General features: G+C 73.2%; 19 protein-coding genes and 1 pseudogene. 12 read left to right on the plus strand and 8 right to left on the minus strand.

The features are described 5' to 3' along the window. Nucleotides 1-62 precede the first annotated feature (62 nt). The gene (locus AC1DZC_RS08530) at nt 63-491 is read left to right on the plus strand and encodes a DUF3151 domain-containing protein (RefSeq protein WP_477042947.1); all 429 of its coding nucleotides are present in this window, start codon (nt 63-65) and stop codon (nt 489-491) included. 168 nt (nt 492-659) lie between these two features. Next, nucleotides 660-1946, plus strand: a complete 1287-nt coding sequence (locus AC1DZC_RS08535) for an adenylosuccinate synthase (RefSeq protein WP_477038398.1) — start codon at nt 660-662, stop codon at nt 1944-1946. A gap of 105 nt (nt 1947-2051) precedes the next feature. Here AC1DZC_RS08535 and AC1DZC_RS08540 read toward each other — a convergent pair whose 3' ends face one another. Together AC1DZC_RS08540 and AC1DZC_RS08545 are read right to left on the minus strand one after the other, a co-directional pair. Further along, nucleotides 2052-2627 (minus strand): GNAT family N-acetyltransferase, encoded by a 576-nt coding sequence (locus tag AC1DZC_RS08540; RefSeq protein ID WP_477042948.1) that lies wholly within the window; start codon nt 2625-2627, stop codon nt 2052-2054. Between the two features lie 10 nt (nt 2628-2637). Then, nucleotides 2638-3873 carry an MFS transporter gene (locus tag AC1DZC_RS08545; RefSeq protein WP_477042949.1) on the minus strand — a complete coding sequence of 412 codons (1236 nt, stop codon included), beginning with the start codon at nt 3871-3873 and terminating at the stop codon, nt 2638-2640. Between the two features lie 66 nt (nt 3874-3939). Here AC1DZC_RS08545 and AC1DZC_RS08550 point away from each other — a divergent pair, with 66 nt between their 5' ends. Continuing rightward, entirely contained in the window at nt 3940-4572 is a 633-nt protein-coding gene (locus tag AC1DZC_RS08550; RefSeq protein WP_477042950.1) for an ArsR family transcriptional regulator, read from the plus strand. An 11-nt stretch (nt 4573-4583) separates the two neighbouring features. Then, the gene (purD, locus tag AC1DZC_RS08555) at nt 4584-5888 is read left to right on the plus strand and encodes a phosphoribosylamine--glycine ligase (RefSeq protein WP_477042951.1); all 1305 of its coding nucleotides are present in this window, start codon (nt 4584-4586) and stop codon (nt 5886-5888) included. A gap of 3 nt (nt 5889-5891) precedes the next feature. On the opposite strand, the gene AC1DZC_RS08560 is transcribed toward purD, so the two are convergent. After that, nucleotides 5892-6419 (minus strand): hypothetical protein, encoded by a 528-nt coding sequence (locus AC1DZC_RS08560; protein WP_477038393.1) that lies wholly within the window; start codon nt 6417-6419, stop codon nt 5892-5894. Nucleotides 6420-6450: 31 nt separating this feature from the next. After that, nucleotides 6451-6969, minus strand: coding sequence for a P-loop nucleotide/nucleoside kinase family protein (locus AC1DZC_RS08565; RefSeq protein WP_477038392.1), 519 nt, complete (start codon nt 6967-6969; stop codon nt 6451-6453). Nucleotides 6970-6987: 18 nt separating this feature from the next. Here AC1DZC_RS08565 and AC1DZC_RS08570 point away from each other — a divergent pair, with 18 nt between their 5' ends. Next, nucleotides 6988-7389 carry a hypothetical protein gene (locus AC1DZC_RS08570; RefSeq protein ID WP_477042952.1) on the plus strand — a complete coding sequence of 134 codons (402 nt, stop codon included), beginning with the start codon at nt 6988-6990 and terminating at the stop codon, nt 7387-7389. 2 nt (nt 7390-7391) lie between these two features. Here the strand turns inward: AC1DZC_RS08570 and AC1DZC_RS08575 are convergent, their stop codons facing one another. Further along, nucleotides 7392-8144 carry a hypothetical protein gene (locus tag AC1DZC_RS08575; RefSeq protein WP_477042953.1) on the minus strand — a complete coding sequence of 251 codons (753 nt, stop codon included), beginning with the start codon at nt 8142-8144 and terminating at the stop codon, nt 7392-7394. 33 nt (nt 8145-8177) lie between these two features. Here AC1DZC_RS08575 and AC1DZC_RS08580 point away from each other — a divergent pair, with 33 nt between their 5' ends. Continuing rightward, complete coding sequence (locus AC1DZC_RS08580) at nt 8178-9113, plus strand: phosphoribosylaminoimidazolesuccinocarboxamide synthase (protein ID WP_477042954.1); 936 nt, start codon at nt 8178-8180, stop codon at nt 9111-9113. On the opposite strand, the gene AC1DZC_RS08585 is transcribed toward AC1DZC_RS08580, so the two are convergent. Beyond that, nucleotides 9110-9934: a DNA/RNA non-specific endonuclease gene (locus AC1DZC_RS08585; RefSeq protein ID WP_477042955.1), complete on the minus strand. Its 825-nt coding sequence runs from the start codon at nt 9932-9934 to the stop codon at nt 9110-9112. The genes AC1DZC_RS08580 and AC1DZC_RS08585 overlap by 4 nt on opposite strands. 23 nt (nt 9935-9957) lie before the next feature. Beyond that, nucleotides 9958-12678: a helix-turn-helix transcriptional regulator gene (locus AC1DZC_RS08590; protein WP_477042956.1), complete on the minus strand. Its 2721-nt coding sequence runs from the start codon at nt 12676-12678 to the stop codon at nt 9958-9960. A gap of 117 nt (nt 12679-12795) precedes the next feature. On the opposite strand from AC1DZC_RS08590, the gene AC1DZC_RS08595 reads away from it, so the two are divergent. The 6 genes and pseudogenes from AC1DZC_RS08595 (at nt 12796) to AC1DZC_RS08620 (ending at nt 17669) form a co-directional block, all read left to right on the plus strand. Further along, nucleotides 12796-13647, plus strand: coding sequence for an MBL fold metallo-hydrolase (locus AC1DZC_RS08595; RefSeq protein WP_477042957.1), 852 nt, complete (start codon nt 12796-12798; stop codon nt 13645-13647). Nucleotides 13648-13734: 87 nt separating this feature from the next. Further along, nucleotides 13735-13878: pseudogene (locus AC1DZC_RS08600) on the plus strand (RidA family protein); the annotation flags it as partial. A 55-nt stretch (nt 13879-13933) separates the two neighbouring features. After that, entirely contained in the window at nt 13934-14644 is a 711-nt protein-coding gene (locus tag AC1DZC_RS08605) for an alpha/beta fold hydrolase (RefSeq protein ID WP_477042958.1), read from the plus strand. Nucleotides 14645-14686: 42 nt separating this feature from the next. Then, nucleotides 14687-15043 (plus strand): DUF1330 domain-containing protein, encoded by a 357-nt coding sequence (locus AC1DZC_RS08610; protein WP_477042959.1) that lies wholly within the window; start codon nt 14687-14689, stop codon nt 15041-15043. Nucleotides 15044-15159: 116 nt separating this feature from the next. Further along, nucleotides 15160-16632, plus strand: coding sequence for an amidohydrolase (locus AC1DZC_RS08615; protein WP_477042960.1), 1473 nt, complete (start codon nt 15160-15162; stop codon nt 16630-16632). Next, nucleotides 16632-17669 carry a zinc-dependent alcohol dehydrogenase family protein gene (locus AC1DZC_RS08620; RefSeq protein WP_477042961.1) on the plus strand — a complete coding sequence of 346 codons (1038 nt, stop codon included), beginning with the start codon at nt 16632-16634 and terminating at the stop codon, nt 17667-17669. The genes AC1DZC_RS08615 and AC1DZC_RS08620 overlap by 1 nt, the downstream gene beginning before the upstream one ends. On the opposite strand, the gene AC1DZC_RS08625 is transcribed toward AC1DZC_RS08620, so the two are convergent. Further along, a complete protein-coding gene (locus AC1DZC_RS08625; RefSeq protein WP_477042962.1) occupies nt 17666-18601 on the minus strand; it encodes a DMT family transporter in 936 nt (311 codons plus the stop codon). The two genes, AC1DZC_RS08620 and AC1DZC_RS08625, sit on opposite strands and share 4 nt — an antisense overlap. Nucleotides 18602-18708: the final 107 nt, after the last annotated feature.

Genomic DNA, 18708 nt, shown 5'->3' on the forward strand with positions numbered 1-18708 from the left:
GTCGGCGGGTCGACTGTAATCGCGCTCCCACGTGCGTGCACCCGGAATGGGAGACTGGCGGCATGAGCCACGAGAACCTGCTGGACGGACCCGCGCCCACCCTCCTGCCCGTAGACGGTGCCGACGCGGACGCGCGCGCCGCGCTGACCTCGGGCTCCTCCCCGCGCGAGGCCGTTCCCGCGGCGCCGGCGTCGTCGCTGGTGTGGGCGCTGCTGGCCGAGCACGCGCTCGCCGACGAGGGGGACCCGGTGGCTGCGTACGCCTACGCCCGGACGGGCTACCACCGCGGTCTGGACGCCCTGCGACGTGCCGGCTGGCGCGGGCGCGGCCCGGTTCCCGTCGACCATCTGCCCAACCAGGGCTTCCTGCGCGCCCTGCTCGCGCTCGCCGAGGCCGCCGAGGCCATCGAGGAGTCCGGGGAGTCCGAGCGCTGCCTGCAGTTCCTCGTGGACTGCGGCACCTCCGACGACGAGGTCGCAGCCCTGCGCTGAGGTCAGCGGGCGGACCGGGCATGACCAGTTCTTGACGGTCCGGTACCCTCTCGGAGGTACTGGGTCCCTGCCGCCCGGTGCCCGGGCCCCGTGCAAGCGCCGCGTCCAAGCATGTGACGTGGTCTCCGCCGTGCCGCCCGCAGCACAGGCAGGTGGGAGTTGATTCAGATGCCGGCCGTCGTGGTGCTCGGAGCCCAGTGGGGCGACGAGGGCAAGGGCAAGGCGACCGACCAGCTCGGTGCGCGCACCGACATCGTGGTGAAGTTCAACGGCGGCAACAACGCCGGGCACACCGTGGTGATCAACGGCGAGAAGTACGCGCTGCACCTGCTGCCGTCGGGGATCCTGTCGCCCGGAGTCGTCCCCGTCATCGGCAACGGCGTGGTCGTCGACATCGACGTGCTGTTCCAGGAGATCGACGCCCTGGAGGCGCGCGGTCACGACACGTCGCAGCTCGTCGTCTCGTCGGCCGCGCACGTCATCGCGCCGTACAACCGCACGCTCGACAAGGTCACGGAGCGGTTCCTGGGCAAGCGCCGCATCGGCACGACCGGCCGCGGGATCGGTCCGGCGTACTCGGACAAGATCAACCGTGTCGGCATCCGCATCCAGGACCTGTTCGACGAGAAGATCCTGGCGGAGAAGATCGAGGGCGCCCTCGACCAGAAGAACCACCTGCTGGTGAAGGTCTACAACCGCCGCGCGATCACCGTCGAGGAGACGCTCGAGGACCTGCTGCGCCACGCCGACCGCCTCAAGCCGCTCGTCGGCGACACCCCGCTGCTGCTCAACACGGCCCTGGACGAGGGCAAGACGCTCGTGTTCGAGGCCGGCCAGGCCACGATGCTCGACGTCGACCACGGCACGTACCCGTTCGTGACGTCGTCGTCGGCCACCGCCGGCGGTGCGTGCACGGGCTCGGGCGTGGGGCCGACGAGGATCGACCGGGTCGTCGCCGTCGCCAAGGCGTACACGACACGTGTGGGCGAGGGCCCGTTCCCCACCGAGCTGCTCGACGACGACGGCGAGTGGCTGCGGCAGACCGGCGGCGAGTTCGGCACGACGACCGGCCGCCCGCGCCGGTGCGGCTGGTACGACGCCGTCGTGGTGCGCTACGCGAGCCGCATCAACGGCCTCACGGACCTCGTCGTGACCAAGCTCGACGTGCTCACCGGCCGCGACAAGATCCCCGTCGCCGTCGCGTACGACGTGAACGGCCGGCGTTTCGACGAGATGCCCGACGACCAGTCGGACTTCCACCACGCCACGCCGATCTACGAGTACCTGGACGGCTGGTCCGAGGACATCAGCGGCGCCCGCGAGTTCGACGACCTGCCCGTCAACGCACAGCGCTACCTGGAGCGGCTCGAGGAGATCTCCGGTGCGCGGATCTCGTCGATCGGCGTCGGCCCGGGCCGCGAGGCGACGATCATCCGGCACGAGCTCCTCAGCTAGGGCGCTCGCCGACGGCGCCCCGTGCTCCCGACGGCGCCACCTGCACGTGGCGCGGTCGCGAGGACCGGGCGCCCTCGACGGTCGCGCGCCCCGGGGCCCGGGGCGTCAGACGGGGTCCGACGAGAGGCGCGCGTGCCGGTGCACGTCGTGCCAGCCGTCGGTCTGCAGGAAGCCGTCTCGGTGCGTGCCCTCCAGGGCGAAGCCCGCCTTCGTCGCGACCGCGCACGACGCGGTGTTCCGGGTCGAGTGGTCGACGACGACCCGGTGCACGCCGAGTACGCCGAACGACCAGCGGGCCAGGGTGCGCAGTGCCGAGGTCGCGTTGCCGCGCCCGCGTCCGTCGGGGACCACCCAGTAGGAGACCTCGGCGATTCCGTCCGCGTGGTCGAGGCTCCGCAGGCTGATCTGCCCGACGGCCTGGCCGCCGACCTCGAGCGCCCAGCCCGCTCCGGTCTCGCCGGCCCACCGAGCCGGCCACTGCGCGATCCACGCGGAGGCCTCGTCGGGCGTCGTCGAGCGCGTGTGCCAGTGCTGGATGTCCGGGTCCGCGAAGGCCGTCATCACCAGGTCGTGGTCGCTCGCGCGCCACGGCCGCAGCCGAAGCTCGCCGGCCTCGAGGACGGGCTGGGTCAGTGAGCTCAGCAGCCCGTGCGGTACGGCGTCGGTGGTCGTCCGGGGCACGGCTGCCAGCCTAGACAGGGACGACGACGGGCAGCTCGCGTTCGGCGACCAGGTGCTGGCGGACGACGGCGAGCGGGTATGCGACCGCGAGCAGGCACAGGACGGTCGCGCCGACGAAGACCGCAGGCAGCCCCCAGTGCTCCGCGACGAGGCCGCCCAGCAGCGCGCCGACGGGCATGAGCCCGTACCCGATCGTGCGTCCCGCGCCGGTGACCCGGCCGAGCATCCCCGGCGCGACCATCCGCTGCCGCATCGCCTGGGAGAGCACGTTGCCGATCGTGTTGGTGAACCCCAGGGCGAGGAACGCCGCCGCGACAGCGGGTGCGGTCGGCACGAGCACCGGCACGATGAGCAGCGCCGCGTTGACCGTCCAGCAGCCGAGCAGCAGCCGGACCTCGCCGACGTGCCGTCCGATCGGCTCGGTGAGCACGGACCCCACGACCGCGCCGACCGCCAGGAACGCGATGACCAGCGGGTACTGCGACGGCGTCAGCCCGACGCGCGAGCCCGGCCCGACCATCCAGAGCACGAAGACCGCGAAGTACCCGGCGTTCGCCAGGTTCATCACGGACCCGCAGACCAGCAGCGGCCGCAGCACCGGGTGCCGCACCAGGAAGTGAACGCCCTCGCGGACCTCGACCATGGCGGGGCGGCGCTCGACGGCCGCATGGCGATAGGCGCCGGGGACGCGGGTGGCCAGGAGCGCCAGAGCGCCGACCGCGAGCCCCGCGGGGAGCGCGAACACCCAGCCCGCCCCGAGCGCGAGGACGGCGCCGGCGACCGGGGCGCCGACGAACGCGGCGGCGACCTGCTGCGCGGCCAGGGTGCGCCCGTTGGCGGCCTCCAGCCGCGAGCGTGGGACGAGGTCCGGGACGAGCGCGGTCGCGGCGAGGTCGACGAACACGTCGGTGACGCCGTACGCGAGCACCAGCGCGACGAGCGCCGGGATCGACATGTGCCCGGCGACCACCAGCCAGGCGGCGGCCGCGAACAGGACTGCGCGGGCGCCGAGGGCGGCGATCTCGGTCCGTCGGCGGTCCGTGCGGTCCACCAGGACGCCCGCGACGAGCCCGAGCAGCAGCCACGGCAGCCAGGCTGCGGCGGTCAGGAGCGCGATCTGCCCGGGGGAGCGCGTGAGCGTCAGCGCGTAGAGCGGGACGCCGACCTGGACGATCCCGTCACCGAGGTTGGCCAGGCCGGTGGCGGTCAGGTGAGCCGTGAACCGGCGACCCAGAGGCTCGGACATGACGTGCTCCCGCTACGATTGAAGAGAAAGTTCTGCAAAGACAACTCTGCAAAGGTATCTCTGCAAATGACGGAGAGCAAGGACGAGCTCACGCCGCTCCTGCGCGAGCACGAGATCGGTCCCGAGGCACTCAAGGCGTTCGCGCACCCATTGCGGATGGCGATGTACAACTACCTGTCCGAGCAGGGCGCGGCGACGGCCAGCCAGCTCGCCCGGCACCTCGGCGAGAGCAGCGGGCAGACGAGCTACCACCTGCGTCAGCTCGAGCGCCACGGGTTCGTCGAGGACGACCCGTCCCACCCACGCGGACGGGACCGCTGGTGGCGCGCCGTCGGGTTCAGCGTCGAGGGGCGCGACATGCTCGCCGACCCCCGCACGGCCGAGGCCGCCCGGGCGCTGCTGCAGGGGGTCGTCGCCGAGCGGGCCCAGGTGCTCAGCCGGTGGATGGCCGCACCCGAGCCGGACCCGCGGTGGCGCGCGGCGTCGATGAACGACCGCTCGACCGCCGACCTGACCGCCGACGAGCTCCACGACGTCGTGCTGGCGATGCAGACGGTGATGCAGGAGCACCTGGACCGGGCCAAGGCGCGGCGCGAGGCCGGCGACACGGACGGTCGACGACGGACGCGCATCTACCTGGACGCGCTGCCGCTCCCACCTGACGATCAGACGCCCGGCGACGACCTCGCGGCTGGGTAGGCTCACGGACCGTGAAGATCCTCGTCGTCGGCACCGGTGCCCGTGAGCACGCCCTCGCGCGCGCGCTCTCCCTCGACCCCGCGGTGACCGAGCTGCACGCCGCCCCCGGCAACCCCGGCATCGGCCTCATCGCGCAGCTGCACCCGGTCGACCAGCTCGACGGCGCGGCGGTCGCTTCGCTGGCCACGACCCTGGGCGCCGACCTCGTCGTCGTCGGGCCCGAGGCGCCGCTCGTCGCCGGGGTGGCCGACGCGGTGCGTGCCGCCGGGATCGCGGTCTTCGGACCGTCGGCCGCCGCAGCGCAGCTCGAAGGCTCCAAGGCGTTCGCCAAGGAGGTCATGGCCGCCGCGGGCGTCCCGACCGCCGAGCCGCGCGTCGCGACGACGATCGACGAGGCGGCGGCGGGCCTGGACGCGTTCGGCGCGCCCTACGTGGTCAAGGACGACGGCCTCGCGGCGGGCAAGGGCGTCGTCGTCACCCAGGACCGCGCCGAGGCGCTCGCGCACGCCGCCGAGTGCCTGGCCAAGCCTGGCAGCCGGGTGGTGATCGAGGACTACCTCGACGGCCCTGAGGTGTCGCTGTTCGTCCTGTCGGACGGCGTCGACGTGGTGCCGCTGGTGCCCGCGCAGGACTTCAAGCGCGTGTACGACGGCGACGAAGGCCCCAACACCGGGGGCATGGGCGCCTACTCGCCCCTGCCCTGGGCGCCGCTGGACCTCGTCGACAACGTCGTGGAGCAGGTGGCCAGACCGACCATCGCCGAGATGGCGCGCCGCGGCACGCCGTTCGCGGGCGTCCTGTACGTCGGCCTCGCCATGACCAGCACGGGCATGAAGGTCGTCGAGTTCAACGCGCGCTTCGGCGACCCCGAGACGCAGGTCGTGCTGGCCCGCCTGGCCACCCCGCTGGCGGGCGTCCTGTACGCGGCGGCCACCGGTGCGCTCGGCGCGCTGCCGCCGCTCGAGTGGCGCGACGCCGCTGCGGTGACCGTCGTGATCGCGTCCGGCGGCTACCCGGGGGCGGTCCGGTCCGGCGACCCGATCACGGGGATCGAGGACGCCGAGGCGCTGCCGGGCGTGCACGTGCTGCACGCGGGCACCGCCCTGCAGCAGAACAGCGCCTCCGACGACGACGACGCGATCGACGGTGCGCACCTCGTCTCCGCCGGCGGTCGTGTGCTGTCCGTCGTCGGGGTCGGGTCGAGCCTCGCCCTCGCGCGGGCCGCCGCCTACGCCGGCGTCGAGCAGATCGAGCTGCCGCACTCGCACCACCGCAACGACATCGCGGCCTCCGCGGCAGACGGCCTGCTGGTCTAGCGGCTAGCGCTTGGCCTTCGTCGTCGGCTCGAGGACGTTCCCGACCCAGCAGTAGATGCGGGCCTTGTCGGCCCGGGCCGCGCGGGCGAGTGCCGCGAGCTCCCCGAGCTTCGCGACGAGGTCGCCGACCGGGGTGCCCTCGAGCTCCTCGGTGTGCGACCACGGCTCGGCGACGGCGGCCAGCGTGGCGTCGTCGCAGGCTGCGAGTGCCTTGACGAACGCGTCCGTCGTCGCGATCACGAGGTGGCCGGTCGGCCCCTCGGCGACCACGTCACCCCAGTCGAGGTCGTCGACGACGTCGTCGTACTTCCTGCCGGTCAGCAGAGACGTCAGCGTCCCGGCGACGACGTAGGGATCGATCATCGGGGCGTGGACCACCGAGAACGTCGGCGCCGACTCGCGGTCCTTCTTGCTGACCTTCTTCTTGCCCTTGCGCTTCGCCGGCGGCGAGGCCGGTCCGTCGCTGCGGTGGGCGACCTCGGCGGCTGCCTTCACGGATGCGGCGCCGAAGTACTGGTAGTCCACGCTCATGGTCGCAGGATGGCCCCTTCGGCCTGCCCTGTCATGTTCCGGCGCCGATGACGTCGTGCGCGTCGCGGGCCACGGTCTCGGGATCGCGTCCGGCGGTGTCGATCTCGGCCGCCGTCGGCCAGGGCGCCAGCGTCGTCGTCGAGACGTCCGCCCAGGTCGGCTGGACGTGCCCGGGGATGTCGGCGACGCGGTCCTCGACCCGGCGCCGGTGCTCGCCGCGGTCGGAGCAGACGAGCCGGATCTCGACGAGCCGGGCGCCCGTCGCCGACGCCACCGCGTGCCAGCCGGCCTGGCTGTCCGCCACCGGGTTGACGCAGTCGGCGACGACCGGCAGCCCGAGCGCCAAGTTGTCACGCGCCACGCCGGCGGCCGCCGTGTAGCCCGCCTCGGCGGCCTCGGTCACGGGCAGCGACGACCGTACGACGGCCTGCTCGATCGTGTCGATCCGCAGGTGGACGGCGCCCAGGTCGCGGGCGAGCAGCCGGGCGAGCGTCGTCTTGCCGGTCCCCGGCAACCCGCCGAGGACCAGGAGGAGGGGTGCGGCGGTCATGTGCGGCAGTATCGCCTCATGGGCGGCTACGTGTACGGGGACGGGTCCTGGGGCGGCGACGCGGCGGTCACGCCGAGCCTGCGTATCGAGGTGCAGGACGGCGACATCGCGACCGTCGAGTACGCGCCGGCGCCGCCCGGGCTGGGCCGGTTCTACCTGGGCTTCCAGCCGCGGGACTTCTTTGACGACCCGGCCGAGTCCGAGCCGGTCGACCTCGCCGCGGAGGCCGAGGCGTTCGCCGAGTGGTCGCTGCTGGTGGGCGCCGTGGACGTCGAGGCCAAGCACGTGCGACGGCTGCTCGCCGAGGAGCACGTGGAGGAGCCCGAGGACACGTTCGTCGAGGAGACCGTCGAGCGGCTGGTCCGGCTGGTCGGGCTGCCGATCCCGGAGGGTCTCGAGGGCGGCGCCGACCTGCTCTGAGGTCAGGCCGCCGCGGCCAGGACCTTCGCGGCCGCGGTGGTGGTCAGCTGGGCGAACAGGGCGGGGTCGATCGTCTCCTCGCCTCCCGCGACGAGGGCGATGACGACGTTCCCGACGACGACGATCGTCTCGTCGGCCGTGAATGCGACCTTCTCGGTGCTGCCCGGCGTGGAGCTCTCCGACGAGATCCGGACGCTGATCGCCTGGTCGCCGACGTCGGGAGACTCGAGCAGCGTCAGGGTGAAGGTCGAGACCGACCCGTCGGCGGACGTCACCGTGAACTGCGGGCACGCGGCCACCCACGCGCGTGCGGCGGCGACCATGCGGGCGCCCGCGTCAGGCTCCGGCCACGTCGTGACGTCCTCGGCGACGTACCCGTACCCGGTGGTGAAGAAGCCGACGCGCAAGAAGGCGGTCTGCGGAGCCTTCGGACCGCCTGCGGTCCCCAGGTCGACGCATGGCGCGGGGTCCACGGCGGTGGCGTCCGGCGAGTAGAACCCGAGGCTCGTCGTGGGCAGGTCCTGCGGGGTGCCCGTCTCGGGCTGCCAGTCGGCGGGCACGTCCGCCGGCGCCAGGACCGCCGCCGCGATCTGCTCGGCAGTGAGCGTGACGCCGCTGTTGGTGACGGCCACCGGGACCGGTGTCATGCCGGGCATCGGCGGCCCGTCCGCGGTGGGCGGGCCCGCGCACGCGGCGAGCAGCACCAGCACGCCGACCAGGCCGGCGGCGGTACGCAGGAGCCGCGTAGAGCGCATGCTCTAGCAACGGCATCCCGCGCGGCCGTGGTGATGGACCGTTCGGGTGAGGGGTCCCGGTACGCCACACTTGTCCCCGTGACTTCTGAGCTGCCCGGCTGGACCCACACGTACTCCGGCAAGGTCCGCGACCTGTACGTCCCGACCGTCGGGTCGGACGAACTCGGCGACGTCGTGCTCGTCGTCGCCAGCGACCGCGTCTCGGCCTACGACCACGTGCTCAGCCCGGGGATCCCGGGCAAGGGGATCGTGCTCACCACGCTGAGCCTGTGGTGGTTCGACCAGCTGGCCGACCTCGTGCCCAACCACGTCGTCTCGACCGACGTCCCCGCCGAGGTGGCCGGGCGGGCCATGATCTGCCGACGCCTCGAGATGTTCCCCGTGGAGTGCGTCGTCCGCGGTTACCTCACCGGGTCGGGCCTCGCCGAGTACGAGGTGTCCGGGTCGGTCACCGGGATCGACCTGCCGCCCGGGCTCGTGGACGGGTCGCGACTGCCGACGCCGATCTTCACGCCGGCCACCAAGGCGGAGCTCGGCGAGCACGACGAGAACGTGCCGTTCGAGGCGGTCGTCGGGAGGGTCGGCGCCGAGAACGCGGCCGCCCTGCGGGACCTGACGCTGGCCGTGTACGAGCGCGCCGAGCAGATCGCCCGCGCCCGCGGCGTGATCCTCGCGGACACCAAGCTCGAGTTCGGCACCGACCCCGTGACCGGTGCGATCACCCTCGGCGACGAGGTCCTCACGCCCGACTCCTCGCGGTTCTGGCCCGCCGACGCCTGGGAGCCCGGCCAGGCGCAGCCGTCGTTCGACAAGCAGTTCGTCCGCGACTGGCTGACGTCGCCGGCCTCGGGCTGGGACCGCCGCTCGGACACGCCTCCGCCCGCGCTGCCGCAGGACGTCGTGCTCCGTACGCGCGACCGGTACCTCGAGGCCTACGAACGGCTGACGGGGTCGGCGCTGCTCCTCTAGCCCCGGCTGCTCCGGTCGAGCTCGTCGGTCGGGTCCAGGACGATGTCGTCCGGCCGGGCGAGCTCGATCCAGCGCAGGCCCTCGGCGACCGCGGCGACGGGGGCGAGGACGTCGGCCTCGACGAGCGGACCCAGGTCGAGGCCCGTGAGCGTCTCGACGTCCGCGACCGGCACCTGGTACGTCAGGAACGGCCCGAGCGGCGGCGCGGCGTCGAGCTTCGTGATCATCGTCGACTGGTCCAGGACGAACGCCGCCGCGCGCAGGTCCGCGCCGCCCGCGGCCCAGGCGGCCACCTTCCAGAACCGGCGCGGGATGCCGACGCCGCGGTAGACCGGGTCGTCGTCGGCCAGGACCGGTCCCGTGAACACCGACAGGCGCAGCCGGTACGTGCTCGCATAGGTCAGCACGTGGTCCTCCAGGCCGACCCACAGGCGCTCGCCCTGGTTGAACGCCGAGGCCTGGGGCGCCGCGTTCGGATAGGCGAAGGTCTGGTTGTTCGCCGCGGCGGCCGCAAGGCCCCACACGGGGTCGCGACGACGGACGAGGTGCCCGCGGTCCAGGTCGTTGTTCGCGTAGAGCTCCGGTCCGGCCTGCTCGCTCGGCGGGACGCGCGGGTCCAGGTGCCAGTCGTCGCCGCGGGGCAGGTCCTGCAGGGCGGATCCGTCGATGTTCACCGCCGTCGCGGCCGCCAGCCTGCGGACGGGGTCCAGCAGCACGGTGAAGTGGATCGACGGCAGCTCGCGCACGGTCCGACCGACAACCGGCAGGGGCACCGCCGGGCCGAGGAACGCCGGGTCGTATCCCGGCTCTACGGTGCTCACACGTCGACCGTATGCGCCCGCGGTCAGAGCTTCGAGCGGAGCTCCCCTCGCGACGACACCCCGAGCTTCGGGAACGCCGAGTAGAGGTGCGCTCCGACCGTGCGCGGCGACAGGAACAGCGCCTCGGCGATCTCGCGATTGCTGCGCCCGTCGGCGGCGAGCCGCACGATGCGCTCCTCCTGGGGCGTGAGCGACCGGCCCGCGTCCGGCCTGGGTCTCGGGCTGCGCTCGCCGGTCGCCGCGAGCTCGGCTCGCGCGATGTCCGCCCACCGGTGCGCGCCGAACGCGTCGAGCGCCTCCCGAGCCTGGCGCAGCCATGGTCTGGCGTCGGTAACACGGCCCTGCCTGCGCAGCCACTCGCCGTAGGACAGTGAGGCGCGAGCTCGCACGTACGGCAGCGGGTTCTCGACGGGATCGCATGCGCGCCGGAGCGCGTCCTCCCGGTCGGCGGTGGCGAGCACCGCCTCGGCGAATCGCAGCTGGCCGGCCACGCGCTCCGAGTCCGCGTACGAGCCCAGCGCGCGGTACTGCGACACCGTCGCGGCAGCCTCCGTGAGCCGCCCGCACCTCGCGGCCGCGTCGACCAGCTCGGCGATCCCCCACGACCCGTAGTGCCAGTGGTGTGTGTCGCCGTCCGCATCGACGACCTCGGAGAGCGTGGCGAATGCGTCGTCGTAGCGGCCGTTCGCCGCCTCGGAGACGCCTCGGGCGAGGAGGTAGCACATGCGGATCGGGCCCGCGTCGAGGCCGACCGCCGCATCGGGGTGCTCCTGCCTCAGCACGCGTTCGTCGACCGGGAAGCCGTTGACCGCGAGGACCTGCAGCTCGACGAGTCGGGCGGTCAGCGTCAGGAGCGGCTCGCGCGTCTCCGAGCCGTAGGCGCCGGCCTCCTGCGCCGCGCGGCGAGCCTCGTCGAACTCCCCGAGGGGAAGGTGGTTCAGGGCTGCGTGCACGAGCTGATGGCCGAGCCCGCTGAGTCCGCCCCTGGACTTCAGCCGGTCGATCGCCGGTCCGCAGAATCGCGACGTCTGGGCCGTCGAGCCGGCGACCATCGCCGCCAGCGACAGCAGGCACAGGGCTTTCGTGTCGTCGACGTCCGAGATCAGGATGGGTGCGAGCATCGCCTCGACCTGCGATGCGTCCTCCGGGGCTCCGTAGGCACGGATCTGGAGCCTGCGGGGATCCGAGGGATGGGCGCCGTACTCGTCGGCGGCGCTGAGCATCCGCTCCCAGACCGGGCGCGGGATCGATGTCGCCCCGTGGAATGCCAGGGTCGACAGCGCCGTCAGCGCGTCATCGCTGCTACCGGCCCGGTGCATCCTGTCGATGGCCGCGAGGGCATCGCCCCACTCCCCTGCGCGCACCGTGCCCCCTGGCAGGAGCTGTCGGATCCAGGCGACGCGGGCGAGCAGCGCCGAATCGCTCGTCACCCGTTCGGTCTCCGACAGCAGGGACATCGCGCGCTCCGTGCGGAAAGCCGTCCACGCGGTCTCCGCCGCCAGCAGCAGTCGTCGCGCCCGGTCGTCTGGGGCGGTGCTCAGCTCGGCGGCGCGAATGTAGGCATCGATGGCCGAGTCGATCGCCCCCATGGCCGACAGCCGCCCGGCGCTGGCGGTGATCGCGAGAGCGAGCCCCTCGTCGGGCTCGTCGGCGACGACCGCGAGGTGCCACAGCGCACGGTTGGACCCCTCCGGCAGGATCGCGGCCACGGCCCGGTGCGCGTGGGTGCGCTCCTGCGGCGTGGCGCGCTGCAGCACGGCCGACCGGAGCAGGGGGTGCGGGAACCACACGCGACCGCCGGCCGCCGAGATCAGCCCCCGCCCGAGGACCGCCTCGAGGTCGGAGGTGGCGAGACTTCTCGCGAGCATGGCGCCCGCGGCGTCGAGGATGGCGCGCTGGTCGTCGTCGCGACTCACCGCCGCAACGAGCAGGACCGTGCGCGAGACCTCGTCGAGGGAGTCGAGCTTGTGCGAGAACGCCTGCTCGAGACGCGTCGTGAGCGTCACGGCATCCGACGTCATCCCCTCGCGGAGTCCGCGCGACTCGCACAGCTCGATGAGCGCCAGAGGGTTCCCCTGCGCCCACTCCAGGACGAGGTCGCGCGCGGCGGGTGGGAGCGACGGGGCGACCGTGTCGATCAACGTCGCCGAGTCGGCGGGGGCCAGGGGGGCGAGGGGGAGCCTCATGACCTGGGGACCGCTCCACTCCGGCGAGACGGTCCCCGTGCGCGCGCTCACGACGAGCACGACGGCTTCGTTGGCGATTCTCCGGGCGACGACGGCCAAGGCGGCCGCGCTGACCGCATCCACCCACTGGAGGTCGTCCACGATGACCACCAGGCCGGAGCCGACCGCGCGCTCCGACACCAGCGTCAGCGTCGCGAGACCGAGGAGGAACACGGTCGGCGGCGCGCCCTCCCGTTCCCCGAACGCCACCTCGAGGGCCTCCCGCTGCGGCCCCGGCAGCGCGGCGATGGTGTCGCGGACTCCATGGACCACCTGGTGCAGCGCGGCTGCCGGGACGTCGGCCTCCGCCTCCACGCCCGTACCCCGCAGCACGCCGAATCCGCGCGAGCGAGCGCCTGCTTCGAGGTGATCGAGCACCGCCGTCTTGCCCACGCCGGGGTCGCCCTCGAGGAGCACGACCGTCCCCGACTCGAACGCCCGGTCCATGGCCGCGTCCAGGACCCCGAGCTCGCGTTCTCGCCCGAGGAGTGGGCTCACCTGGTCGGCGGCTCGCGTCATGATCCCGCCAATCTCAGTCGTGATCCCCCGCAGTTAAGTCGGTTCGTCTGAGGCCTCGTGGGACTGGCAATCCTACGGTCGGACCAATCGCCCACCCAAGAGAGAGCGGAGAAGCGCATGCCGTACGCCACCTTCACGGCGTCGCGTGATGGCCTGGTGCGTGACCTCCCCGCCGGCCACGAGGAACAGCGGGGAGTGTCCAACACGTCCACCCTGATCTGGGCCGGCGACGAGGCGGTCCTCGTCGACACGCTGCTCACCCTCGATGAGAACGCAGCGCTCATCGAGTGGATCCGCGGCCGAGGCAAGCGCCTGGCGGCGGTGTACGTCACGCACGGCCACGGCGATCATGCCTTCGGGATCGGGCAGCTGCGGGAGGCGTTCCCCGATGCTCGGTTCCTGGCCACCGCCGCCACGATCGAGAACCTGCGGAAGCAGGCCGCTCCTGCGATGTACGCGGGGTTCTGGGAACGACTGTTCCCGGGGCAGATCCCCCCGGTGGTTCTCCCGGAGGTGCTGGAGGGCACCTCGTTCGACATCGGCGGGCACCAGGCGCACGTCATCGAGACGGGCTACACCGACAGTCCCGACACGACGGTGCTGTGGATGCCGCAGGCCGGGGTGATCGCGGCCGGCGACGTCGTCTACAACAACACCTACCCCTACCTGTCGACCGGGACCGCGTCGACGCGGCTGTCGTGGATCGACGCCCTCCAGCGACTGAAGGCGCTGCGTCCGACCACCGTCGTCTGCGCCCACAAAGATGCTCGTCGCCCCGATTCGCCGTCCGACATCGACGCGACCATCCAGTACCTGCGCGATGTCGCGGATGTCGAACGCACCGCGACGGATGCTCTCGACTTCTACGACCGGATGCTCGAGCGGCAGCCCGAGCGGCGCAACATCGGGTCGCTCTGGGGTGCGGCGACGGCAATCTTCCCGATGTCCGAGGACTTGGCGCACCGCTGAGCGGCCCGGATCCCACCGCACAACAGAACGGAGGACGCCGTGTCGACCATCCAGGATCGCCTCGCAGCGGCGGGGATCACCATCCCCCAGCCGGCGGTGCTCAACGGCGCCTCCCAGCTGCTGGGCGACCTCTTCGGCGACGTGGGCGTGCACGCACGCAGCGCGGTCGGCGTCGCCGTGCTGCCCCTGGACTCCCCCGTCGAGGTCGAGCTCATCGTCGAGTTCGCCTGACCTCCCGCCCAAGTCCATCCCTCCGACAGCGCACAACCCACCGGAAAGAGGAACCATGAACACCATCACCGTCGTCCTGGTGCACGGCGCGTTCGCCGAGTCCGCGAGCTGGAACGGCGTCATCGCCGCGCTGCAGCACCAGGGGATCACCGCGATCGCCACGCCCAACCAGCTCCGGAGCGTCACCTCCGACGCCGAGAACGTGCGCCGCGCCGTCGACGCGATCGACGGCCCCGTGCTGCTGGTCGGCCACTCCTACGGCGGACCGGTCATCACGGCCGCCGCTGTCGGCGACAAGGTCAGGGGTCTGGTCTACGTCGCCGCGTTCGCCCCGGAGCCCGGTGAGACAGCGCTCGGGCTGACCGCCCAGTTCCCGGGAAGCACCCTCGGCGACACCGTGCGGCCGATCCCCTTGGGCGACGGCACCAACGACCTGTTCGTCGACCGGGAGCTCTTCCCCAACCAGTTCGCCGGCGACGTGCCGCTCGCCGACGCCCGCGTCGCAGCCGCGACGCAGCGACCCATCCGCGACTTCGCTCTCAACGAGGGGCTGCCCGGCGACACGGCCGCATGGAAGACCTTGCCGTCGTGGTTCGTGTTCGGGTCGGGCGACAAGAACATCCCCGTCGAGGCCCACCGCTTCATGGCCGAGCGCGCGGGGTCGCGGAAGACCGTCGAGATCGAGGGCGCCTCCCACTCCGTGATGGTCTCCCAGGCGGACACCGTCGCCGGCCTCATCCGCCAAGCCCACGACGAACTGTCCTGAGTGCTCCCCCCATCACCGGATCCACCTGAGGAAGGACCTCCGATGCCCACGTATCTGATCAACCATCTCCGGATCCCCGGCGGTGTTCCGAACGAGGACGCGTTGCGCTACCTCGAGCACGTCGAGGCGACGGTCGCTCCGCATGGCGGTCGCTGGCTCGCTCAGGGCGATCCTGACACCGTCGAGGGCGCGTGGCCGGGGTCGGTCGTGCTGATGGAGTTCCCCGATCGTGCCGCTGCTCGGGCGTGGTACGAGTCGCCCGAGTACCAGGCCATCCTGCCGCTGCGCGTCAGGAACGCGATCTCCGACCTGGTCTTCATCGACGCTGTTCCCGACGGATTCACGGTCGCCGGCTTCGCCCGCGAGATCCGGGCGCTCATCGCCTCCTCGCAGGGCTGAGGTCCGCACTCCGACAGGCACGAGCGCGCGCAGCGGTGCCCCGCTCGACCGACAACCGGGAGGGGCACCGGCGGGCCGGGGAACGCCGGGTCGTGTCCCGGCTCTACCGTGCTCACATGTCGCCCGTATCGACCGGCACTACCGACGTCGTCCTGCGCGGCGCGCGACTCGTGGGCTCGCCGTCCTCCGTCCTGCTCGACGTGCACCTCCGCGACGGCCGGGTCGCGGCGGTCGCACCATCCCTCCCCGCCGCGGCCACCGAGCAACGGCTCGACGGGCGCTGGCTGATGCCCGGGCTCTGGGACGCGCACGTGCACCTGACGCAGTGGGCGCTCGCCCGACGCCGGCTCGACGTCTCGTCGGCCACGTCGGCGGCGCACGCCGTCTCGCTCGTCGCCTCGCGTCTGTCGGTCGACCCGCCGGCGCCCGTGACCGCGCTCGTGGGCTTCGGGTTCCGCGACGGCCTCTGGCCGGACGAGCCGACCTCCGCGCTCCTCGACGAGGTCGTGGGCGACGTGCCGGTGGTCCTCGTCTCGGGCGACCTGCACTGCGCCTGGGTGTCGACGGCAGGTCTGCGGTTCCTCGGCGTCGCGTCCCACCCGACCGGCCTGCTGCGCGAGGCCGAGTGGCTGCCGCTGCAGGGCGCCGTCGACCACGTGCCGGACGACGTCGCCGACGAGCTGGTGCACGACGCCGTGCGGGCCGCCGCAGCCCGCGGGGTCGTGGGCGTCGTCGACTACGAGATCGCCGACAACCTCGCGGTCTGGCGCCGCCGCGCCGCGGCCCGCGTCCCGGGGGTGCGCGTGCGGGCGGGGGTCTGGGAGGACTACCTCGACCGGGTCGTGCGCGAGGACCTGCACACGTTCGACACCGTTGCCCCGCTGGTCGAGCAGGGTCCCCTGAAGGTCATCACCGACGGCTCCCTGAACACGCGGACGGCCTTCTGCCACGAGGCGTACCCGGGCACGTCGTCGCGCGGGATCCTGTCGGTCGCCCCGGACCGGCTCGTCCCGCTCATGGCGCACGCCACCCGGCACGGGCTGCGGTGCGCCATCCACGCGATCGGCGACGCCGCGAACGACCTGGCGCTCGACGCCTTCGAGTCATCGCGGGCGTCCGGGTCGATCGAGCACGCGCAGCTGCTGTCTCCCGCCGCCGTCGAGCGGTTCGCCGCGCTCGCCGTCACGGCGAGCGTGCAGCCCGAGCACGCCATGGACGACCGGGACGTCGCCGAGCGGCACTGGGCCGGGCGCACCGACCGGTCGTTCCCCCTGGCCGACCTGCACCGGGCCGGCGTGCTGCTCGCGCTCGGCTCCGACGCTCCCGTCGCGCCGCTGGACCCGTGGGTCGCGCTCGACGCCGCGGTGACCCGCTCCCGCGACGGTCGGCCGCCGTGGCACCCCGAGCAGGCGCTCGAACGGCGGGTGGCGCTCGAGTCGTCCGTCGACGGACGCGGCCTCGTGCCCGTCGTGGGGCAGCCGGCCGACCTGGTCGTGCTCGACGCGGACCCGCTGACGGCACCGCTGCGGGAGCTGCCCGTCGCCGGGACGCTCGTCGCGGGCCGCTGGACGCACCGAGGGGGGCTGTGATGCGCGCCGTCGTCATCGAGTCGTTCGGCGTCCTGCCCACCGTCCGCGACGTCCCGGAACCCGCCTGCCCCGACGACGGCGTCGTCCTGCGCGTCACCGCGACGGGCGTGTGCCGCAGCGACTGGCACGCCTGGCAAGGCCACGACTCCGACGTCACGCTCCCGCACGTCCCCGGCCACGAGCTCGCGGGGGCGGTGGTCGCGGTCGGACCTCGCGTGACGCGGTGGGCCGTCGGCGACGCGGTCACCGTGCCGTTCGTCTGCGCGTGCGGGTCCTGCGCGGCCTGCCTCGCGGGCGAGCAGCAGGTGTGCGAGAACCAGCGGCAGCCGGGGTTCACCGACGACGGCTCCTACGCCGAGCTCGTGGCCCTGCACCACGCCGACGTGAACCTCGTCCGGCTGCCCGAGGGCATGTCGCCGGTGATCGCCGCAGGCCTCGGCTGCCGGTTCGCGACGGCCTACCGGGCGCTGACCGTGCACGGCCGGGTCGGGCCCGGCGACTGGGTCGCGGTGCACGGCTGCGGCGGGGTCGGCCTGTCCGCCGTGATGATCGCGGTCGCCGCGGGCGCGCAGGTCGTGGCGACGGACATCTCGCCCGCGGCCCGCGACGCCGCGCTCGCGATGGGCGCGAGCGTCGTCCTCGACGCCACGTCCGACAGCGCGGCGGCCATCCACGGGGTGACCGGCGGCGGCGCCCACGTCTCGCTCGACGCCCTCGGCAGCACGGCGACCGCGACCGCCTCGATCCTGTCGCTGCGTCGTCGCGGCCGGCACGTCCAGGTCGGTCTCCTGCTCGGTCCCGACGCCGCGCGGGCCCTGCCGATGGGACGCGTGATCGCCTGGGAGCTCGAGGTCTACGGCAGCCACGGGATGGCTGCGCACGAGTACCCCGCCATGCTCGACCGGATCGCCTCGGGCGACCTCGACCCCTCCCGGCTGGTCGGCCGGACGATCGGGCTCGACGAGGCGCCAGCCGCCCTCGCCGCACTCGGGTCGGGCACCGGCGGGTCCGGGATGACGGTGATCGTCCCCGGCTAGGTGGCCAGCGCCGCGGCCTGCGCCGACACGGTCACCCGCCGCCGGCGCCGGGCCGCCCCCCACTGCGTCAGGGCGACACCGCCGAGCACGATCACCCCGCCGACCACCTGGAACCAGTGCAGCCCCTCGTGCAGCACGATCACGCCGAGGGTCGTCGAGACGATCGGGATCACGTAGGTGACGCTGGCGGCGACGGTCGCGCCGGCCGTCGACATGACCCGCCAGAACAGCACGTAGGCGAGCCCGGTGCCGCCGAGCCCGAGCGCGAGCAGGGCCAGGGCGGGCATCGGCTCCAGCGGTCCGGGCCGGGGCACCGCGACCGCGAACGGGAGCACGACGAGCGCACCCACCACCAGCTGGACCGTCGGGGCGCCCACGGTGGACAGGCCGCTGCCCGTCAGCCGGAACCGTGCCCAGGCGTTGCCGAGGCCGTAGCAGAACGTCGCGCCCAGGAGCATGAGCCCGCCGACGAGGTCGATCGCGCCCGCGTCCCAGATGCCCAGGAGCACCGCGATGCCGCCGAAGCCGACCACGAGGCCGCCGAGCTGGACCCGGTCGGGCCGCTCCGCCGGGATCAGCAGGGCCACGAACAGCGCGGTGAACAGGGGGGTGGTCGCGTTCACCAGGCCCGCCAGCACCGAGCTGACCCGCTGCTCGGCGAGCCCGAAGAGCACGAACGGGATGGCCGTCATCACGGCGCCGACGAGCACGAAGTCCCCGATGTGCCGCCGCTGCACGCGCACGCGTTCGCGTCGGACGAGCAGCACGACGCCCAGCAGCGCCAGGCCGACCGCGATCCGCCCGAACGCCACCTGCGTGGGCGCGAACGACTGCAGCGCGGTGGCGATGAACAGGAAGCTGCAGCCCCACAGGACCGCGAGCAGCAGGTACGCCCCGAGCCACCCACGCGTCGACGAACCGGAGGACCCCATGGCAGACATCCTCACCCGAGCCACCGACACGAGCCGCCACCGTGCGCGCCCCGGGCTGCGATCTGGCGGGAACTGCACGGTAGGTGGCGCTGGCTCGTGGACACGGC

This window comes from Cellulomonas sp. P2_B4 (assembly GCF_056404795.1).

Bases quoted from the DNA above. Each gene is read 5' to 3' on its own strand.
- AC1DZC_RS08595 (WP_477042957.1), top strand. From the start codon at position 12,796: ATGCCGTACGCCACCTTCACGGCGTCGCGTGATGGCCTGGTGCGTGAC.
- AC1DZC_RS08530 (WP_477042947.1), top strand. From the start codon at position 63: ATGAGCCACGAGAACCTGCTGGACGGACCCGCGCCCACCCTCCTGCCC.
- AC1DZC_RS08620 (WP_477042961.1), top strand. From the start codon at position 16,632: ATGCGCGCCGTCGTCATCGAGTCGTTCGGCGTCCTGCCCACCGTCCGC.
- AC1DZC_RS08535 (WP_477038398.1), top strand. From the start codon at position 660: ATGCCGGCCGTCGTGGTGCTCGGAGCCCAGTGGGGCGACGAGGGCAAG.
- AC1DZC_RS08560 (WP_477038393.1), bottom strand. From the start codon at position 6,419: ATGAGCGTGGACTACCAGTACTTCGGCGCCGCATCCGTGAAGGCAGCC.
- AC1DZC_RS08590 (WP_477042956.1), bottom strand. From the start codon at position 12,678: ATGACGCGAGCCGCCGACCAGGTGAGCCCACTCCTCGGGCGAGAACGC.
- AC1DZC_RS08610 (WP_477042959.1), top strand. From the start codon at position 14,687: ATGCCCACGTATCTGATCAACCATCTCCGGATCCCCGGCGGTGTTCCG.
- AC1DZC_RS08565 (WP_477038392.1), bottom strand. From the start codon at position 6,969: ATGACCGCCGCACCCCTCCTCCTGGTCCTCGGCGGGTTGCCGGGGACC.
- AC1DZC_RS08570 (WP_477042952.1), top strand. From the start codon at position 6,988: ATGGGCGGCTACGTGTACGGGGACGGGTCCTGGGGCGGCGACGCGGCG.
- AC1DZC_RS08575 (WP_477042953.1), bottom strand. From the start codon at position 8,144: ATGCGCTCTACGCGGCTCCTGCGTACCGCCGCCGGCCTGGTCGGCGTG.
- AC1DZC_RS08580 (WP_477042954.1), top strand. From the start codon at position 8,178: ATGGACCGTTCGGGTGAGGGGTCCCGGTACGCCACACTTGTCCCCGTG.
- AC1DZC_RS08545 (WP_477042949.1), bottom strand. From the start codon at position 3,873: ATGTCCGAGCCTCTGGGTCGCCGGTTCACGGCTCACCTGACCGCCACC.
- AC1DZC_RS08615 (WP_477042960.1), top strand. From the start codon at position 15,160: ATGTCGCCCGTATCGACCGGCACTACCGACGTCGTCCTGCGCGGCGCG.
- AC1DZC_RS08550 (WP_477042950.1), top strand. From the start codon at position 3,940: ATGACGGAGAGCAAGGACGAGCTCACGCCGCTCCTGCGCGAGCACGAG.
- AC1DZC_RS08605 (WP_477042958.1), top strand. From the start codon at position 13,934: ATGAACACCATCACCGTCGTCCTGGTGCACGGCGCGTTCGCCGAGTCC.
- AC1DZC_RS08625 (WP_477042962.1), bottom strand. From the start codon at position 18,601: ATGGGGTCCTCCGGTTCGTCGACGCGTGGGTGGCTCGGGGCGTACCTG.